The sequence below is a fragment of the Chloroflexus sp. genome, assembly GCF_034431535.1.
Lineage (GTDB): Bacteria > Chloroflexota > Chloroflexia > Chloroflexales > Chloroflexaceae > Chloroflexus.
The window spans coordinates 1-6,042 of record NZ_DAOUDC010000054.1 but is presented as its reverse complement, the minus strand read 5'-3'; the positions used below and the strand labels follow the sequence as shown (position 1 = coordinate 6,042).

Annotated in this window: 2 protein-coding genes; one reads left to right on the top strand and one right to left on the bottom strand. The window is 60.2% G+C overall.

Annotated elements, in window-relative coordinates:
* Positions 1-220: 220 nt before the first annotated feature.
* The gene (locus U9R61_RS13225; protein WP_322489291.1) at positions 221-3,484 is read right to left on the bottom strand and encodes a hypothetical protein; all 3,264 of its coding nucleotides are present in this window, start codon (positions 3,482-3,484) and stop codon (positions 221-223) included.
* A gap of 105 nt (positions 3,485-3,589) precedes the next feature.
* Between U9R61_RS13225 and U9R61_RS13220 the strand changes: the two genes are divergently transcribed.
* On the top strand, positions 3,590-5,977 hold the full coding sequence (locus U9R61_RS13220; protein ID WP_322489290.1) for a hypothetical protein: 2,388 nt from the start codon (positions 3,590-3,592) through the stop codon (positions 5,975-5,977).
* The last annotated feature ends 65 nt before the right edge of the window (positions 5,978-6,042 follow it).

Genomic DNA, 6,042 nt, shown 5'->3' with positions numbered 1-6,042 from the left:
CTGGGTGGAAACGCTACCCGTTCTCGCCAGCCGTGTGCGTCCCGACTTGCTCAGCGATCTGCGAGCCCTTGCGCCACTCATCCACGCTTTGGGTGGGGTGCATGCTATCACCGACACCGTCCGCGCTATCCAAGATGTCGCCAGCTGGTGGCCGTGAGGGGGTCGGGCGAGGAACCATAGGTGATTGGGGGTGGTATCGGTTGGAACTCACCACCGGGGTTCACAAAGCCCGCACCGCAGACCCAAATCTACATACGGAGGATTGCCCCCCGCCGTTGTTAGGCTTAAACCACCACGCGGGGGGATGGACCCTTGCCGGGGTCAGGCAGGGGATTGCTCCTGCGCCAACCTCCACCCATATTCGCCCGATTTGCACGTGTAATACGCGCCGGTCGGTGAGGCGAGGGTCTTCGTTGGCCGGGATCCACGCCGGCCCGGTGAGATGGAGCAGGAGCGCACCGGAGGTTGTCGGGGGAAGTTGGGTGGGATCGAGGGTGACGCGCACGAGCGTCGGTTCTTGTCCGATCTGATGGCAGCCGAGTGCGACAAGCGGGGTGTCGGTAGTCGGCCACAGGGTCCCTTCGCGCTGGGCCTCAAGACAAAGGGTGGCTGGGCCGAGATGGTCTGGGCGGAGGCCACTCGCAACTTCGATGACCAACGTCTGCTGGGTGACGCCGTTCGGCCAGGGTAGACGCAAGACTGCCTCGCCGTTGCTCCAACTGTACTGCCAGCCATCTTTACTCTGTTCGGGGCGGTAAAACCCGCTGACCTGTGCGGCAAATGAGGTGGGCGTAAGCGGTGGTGTGGCGGTGTCGACGAGTGGCGGGACGGCGGGATCGAGGCGGTAGATTGCAAAGGGGAGAGTGAGACGGGCGACGTTCCGCGGTTTCTGATCGGTCAGTTGCTCGAATTCGGCCAGATCGAGCGCAACTTCGGTAACGAAGGTGAGATGAAAGCCGGGTAGCGCGAGATTACCGCCACTCGCACTCAGCATGAAATAGACGGTGCGGCCGTCGGCTTGCCAGCGCTGCACCTGTTCGGCGAGCAGCATCGCGTAAGGTGCAGTGGCAACACTCTTGACCGTGAACGCATCGATGTCGTAGCCAAAACGCAATGGTGTCGCCAACAAATCTGGAATATCACGGGCGTCGCTGTAGTTCGATGCACCGCCGCGCAGCAGCACAATATCGCGCTTAGGTGTAAAGTGTTTGGCAATCGCTTCGACTTGGGCTAATGCGCCGGCATATTCGGTATGTACAAAGTAGTACCGTCCCGTCCAGCCGAGGAACAGGATCAACAGCCCGGCGAGAGCGGCGGCTAACCCTTGGCGCCAACGTGCAGCCTGTGGTCGCAGCTGCCAGGCACCGGCGAGTGCGGCTAATGCATAGGCAGTGCTGAGCGCGAAGATCGGATAGGCAATCGGCACAAATCGGCGCAAAATGTAGATATACGTCTGCTCAGACGTGCCGTAGGTCTGGCGGAGATAAAAGAAGCTGCCCAGAAACCCAACGGTGAGCATGAGCCAACCGGCCGTGCTTAGTCCGCGTCGCCACCAGAGCGCAAACCCGATCACGGCCAATATCACGCCGAGCGGTGATACATACCAGCCAACTCTGACCAAACCGGCCAACGGGATCAATTCTTTGGGTTGAACAGGTGCCGGTTCGCTGGAAAAGGTACTGGGATCGGCCAGCATGCGCTGCCACCAACTCATACCGCGGTACTCCTGATAATAGAGCACGAGCGGCAGTCGAATTGGTGCGCCAACATAACCTTGAATCCGGAGCCAATTGAGAGTTTGGTTCGAGAACGGCCCCCGCCACGGGCCGCGTGCGGCGGCCAGTTCGGCGCGCAACGCTTCAGTCGCAGCCAGATCGGGTACAGCTTCCCATGGTCGTCCGGTCAGTACCACGCCAGCTTGTAAACGGGCCTCGGTGGGAGTCATCACACCGCTCCGCACATCCCCTGCTACGAGGGTCGGATCGCGCGTCAATGGATCGTTCCAACCGCCGCGTGTGTTGAAGAGCAGATCGGCATCGATGATCTGCGGGCGTACAACGTATGCCCAACCTGCCAGCAGCACCAGACCGAGCGCAATCGCGTTCTGCCAGCGTTGCCGGCGGGACACAATCCGACGTTCGATGTGCAATATCCATCCACTCTGGCGGAGCAGGATCAACGCCACAGTAATCAACCCGATTAGTGTCAATTCAATCCAAATCCGTCCCGGATCGTCGAGCGAGCTAAACTTCGAGGTGAAATACGACTCGCGCACGGCGGGAGTGAGGAAGGGTAGCGCGACCAATGAGGTCAAAGCGAAATCCTGAAAACGGGCAAAGCCGGTATCGAAGAAATAGGCACGGGCAATGAAGATGATATGAAGTGCAGCGTGAACGAGCATCGCCACCAGTCCCAACGCCAACGCGGTTTGCACGCGCTGCCAGCGCTGGGTGAGCCAACAGTAGCCGAGATAGAGGATTGCCGGTGCCAGTAAGAAAAAGTCAATCCGGGCCAGCGCCACTTGCCCGAACGCGATGCCGGCCAACGCTGCGTATGTCAGGCGCGCACGCGCCGGCAAGCTGAAGTCATTGAACTTGGCAAATAGATACAAACCGCCCCACGTCAGAAACTGGGCGGTAGTTTCGGCGGTTGAATAACGGGAAAACCAGACCTGCACTGTATTCAGGCCGAGCAGCACCATCCCCAGCCAACCGACCCACGGCCCAGCGAGGCGACGCCCGATCATGCCCACGCTCCACACGCCGAGCAAGCCGAGCAAGCCGGTGGCAAACAGACCGAAGAGCGGGCCGCCGGCGGCAGTCAGCAAACCAATCCACGCCGGGAAGAGGTGGAATCCCTGGGGAACAATCCGCCCCTGCGCAAGTTCACCTTCGTTAATCAAAAAACCGGCCGCTCGCAAGCGGGTCGCGATATAGCGATCACGAGCCTGCCCGATTATCAGATTACTGATCGCCTGCTCGGCCGGCGCACGCACTGCCGGATCGCTGCTCTGCGCAGCTTGGCCTAGCTCGGCGACGACCGCATCGGTTTGGACGATGCTGCCGGTGCGGGCTATCGCAAAGCCGGTGACCGCATAGACGCCAGCGTCGCGCACCCCCAGAATAACCTCGAAGGGCCGGGCAACCAACAGCGCCAGCACTAACAACGTGCCGAACCATACCGCCGCGTCGTGCATCGTGAGGCCACGCACCGTTCCATTCGTTGATGAATGCCGTTGCCCCAGCCAGATCAAGCCGGCGCTCACCGCCAACGTAATGCCAAGGTGCAGCCAAATTGAAAAAATGCCGAAACTGGCCAACACCAACGCCAGCCAACCGCTCCAGAGCGCGCCGATCAAGCAGCGTTCGAAGTGGCGTTCAAGGCCGTCGTTATTGCCAAGTTCCGGGATCACCCGCGCCAGCGCCCATCCCGGCACGTAGATAATGATTGGTAAGAGTAGAATGCCGACGATAATCTGTGCCATGCTCGTTTCCGGCGATAAATGCCGTGCGTGATTATAGCATAGGCTTTGCATGGTACAATGCGGCGACGGCGAAAACGTCATGGAGACACATAGACATACATAACGATGGCTTCTTCTCTGATTAAACGCATCAACCTGCGCACCGCTGCTGGCAGCCACGTGCGTCGCTTACCGGGCGTGACGATACCGGCCCTCTGGTTGGCGATGATCACGGTTGTGACATTATTTGCCGGGTACGCAGTCCGGCCAGTCGTGACCGTTGATGTTGGCGATAACCGCGATGGTGCGTTTCTGATCAATTTCAACGCGCGCGAGATCGATGCCGCCGGCGCGTATGAGCGCTTTGATTGGCCGGCAGGCGCTGCCACTGCCACAGTACCCGGCGGGCGCGAGGGCGTTTGGCTTGCAAGGATCATTGCCCGCCCAGAAGCTGATCCGATCGTTCTGCAACGTGAGTCGGCAGCGGCGGTGAATGGAGTGCGGTTAGAGATGCCGCGTCGTAGCGGGACGGAGATGTTCGTTAAAATTCCGGCCCAGATTGCTGTTGCCCCGACCCTCACCTTCGAGCTGGTGTCGCCGTTGGTCGGCGGTGAAGCACCGCCCGCCGGCGTGCCGCTCGCGGTTGAGTTGGCGCCGGCCCGCACCTACCGCTGGAGTGCTGACGAGAGCCAGATCGTCTTCCCACGTTTGGGTCAGGGCAACTGGATCGTGCGGCTTGATGCGGTAGTCGCCCATCCCGACGGTTCGCCGGTCAATGCGCGAATCAGCGCCAACGGCGTTGAGCTAGCGCGGTTGCCCGAACGAGCGCAATTGCGGCGCATCCAGATTCTCATTCCGGCGGCGGTGATGAATGGCGGCGATCTGAATCTGACGTTGCAAGCCGATCCGTTCCGCGATCCACGCCCGTTGGGGCTGTTGGTGGCCGATGTTTCAGTCGCGCCAGCGGCAAGCCCCTTACTGGCAACGATTGCGCCGCCGCCGATAGCGCTGGGGCTGGGCCTGTTTATCGTACTAGGGATGTTTGCCTGTCTGGCGCTGCTCACGGCTGACATCCGGCGACGCTGGCATCTCGATGCCACTGGCTGGGCAGCCGTTGGATTGACGTTAGCGGTGCTCGTTGCCGGGTGGGCGTTGGTGGTCTATCGTTTCCCCAGCGGGCAGATGATTGACCGGCTAGCGGCGGTGACACTCCTCAGCCTGCTGGTCATGGTTGCGATGCGTCCGCTCACCCGCTGGCTGATGTCTCAGACCGGTGCTCAGGTGACGTCTGAGTTTACGGCGACGCTGCTGATCGTCTTTCTAGTCGGGTTCTGGCTCAAAGCGATTGGCATGCTCTACCCCTACTACGTGGGGATTGATGTCTTTTGGCACATGGATAAGGCGCGGCGCATCATCTACGATGGCGCATTGCCGCTCTACTACAGCGTCAATAGCCCGCTCAACGAGACGACGATGCCGGTTGCAGAGTGGGGGCGTAATCCGCCGGTGATCCCCTATTCGCCGTGGTTCCACATATTGGCGACGAGTTATGCGATCTTTCCGTGGCCGATGGAAACGACGGCGAACTTTGTGAGCTTGCTCATGGATATGTCGCGGGTAGTGCTGATTGCGGCAATTGCGCTCAAGGCGGGGTTCAGCCGGCGCACGGCACTCCTGGCGGCGATCACATACGCGGTGCTGCCGGTGACGTATTTGCTGCATATCTGGGGTAATGTACCGACGGCTGCCGGCTTGTGGCTCAATCTGCTGGTGCAAACGGCCATCTTACTGGCGTGGGATCGGTTGGGCGAGTGGAAGGTGCAGCTCTGGTTTGTGCCACTGCTGGTGTTGGCTTTCCTTGTCTACACTGTCACCGGCGTCTTTACCGGCGTGTTTTTGGTTGTCTTGACCATCCTGATCTGGCTGAATACGCGGCGGGGGCCGGAGTGGCGCGCACTGCTGCCGGGGTTACGCCCGCTGTGGGTGGCGACAGGAGCGGCGATTGGATTGGCGATAGTGATCTACTACGGCCAGTATTTTCAACCGATTGTGGAGCGCACGATCCCTTACATGATAACCGTTTTCACCCGTGGGCCGGAGACGGTGGGTGTGGTGCGGCCACCTTTTCACGAGTATTTGTGGTCGTTTGTGCCGCATTTGGGCTATCACATCTGGCCAAATCACTATCTCTACTACGGGCTGGCTATCCCGCTGATCTTCTTCATTCCGGGGTACTGGGCAATGCGGGCGAAGCCCTTGCTCTGGTTGGTGGTGTCGGCGTGGGGGACAGTGGCGTTGCTGTTTTTGATCGCCGGTTATCGCATATCGATGGTAGATAAGCAACTCTTCTACCTGATTCCGGTGATCTGTTTAGCGTGGGCGATCATGGCTGACCGGCTGTGGGAACGATGGGCGGGGCGCCTCTTTGTAGTAGCGACGCTGGCGCTTTCGCTCGGTAGCGCGCTGTGGTTGTGGGTGATGCGGATTAGCATCTCGCCGGTTCAGGGGAATTGAGCGGGGTATGTTATTGCGATGGTGCGGAGCGCCCGAAGCAATCTCCCGCTTTGGCGAGAGCGAAC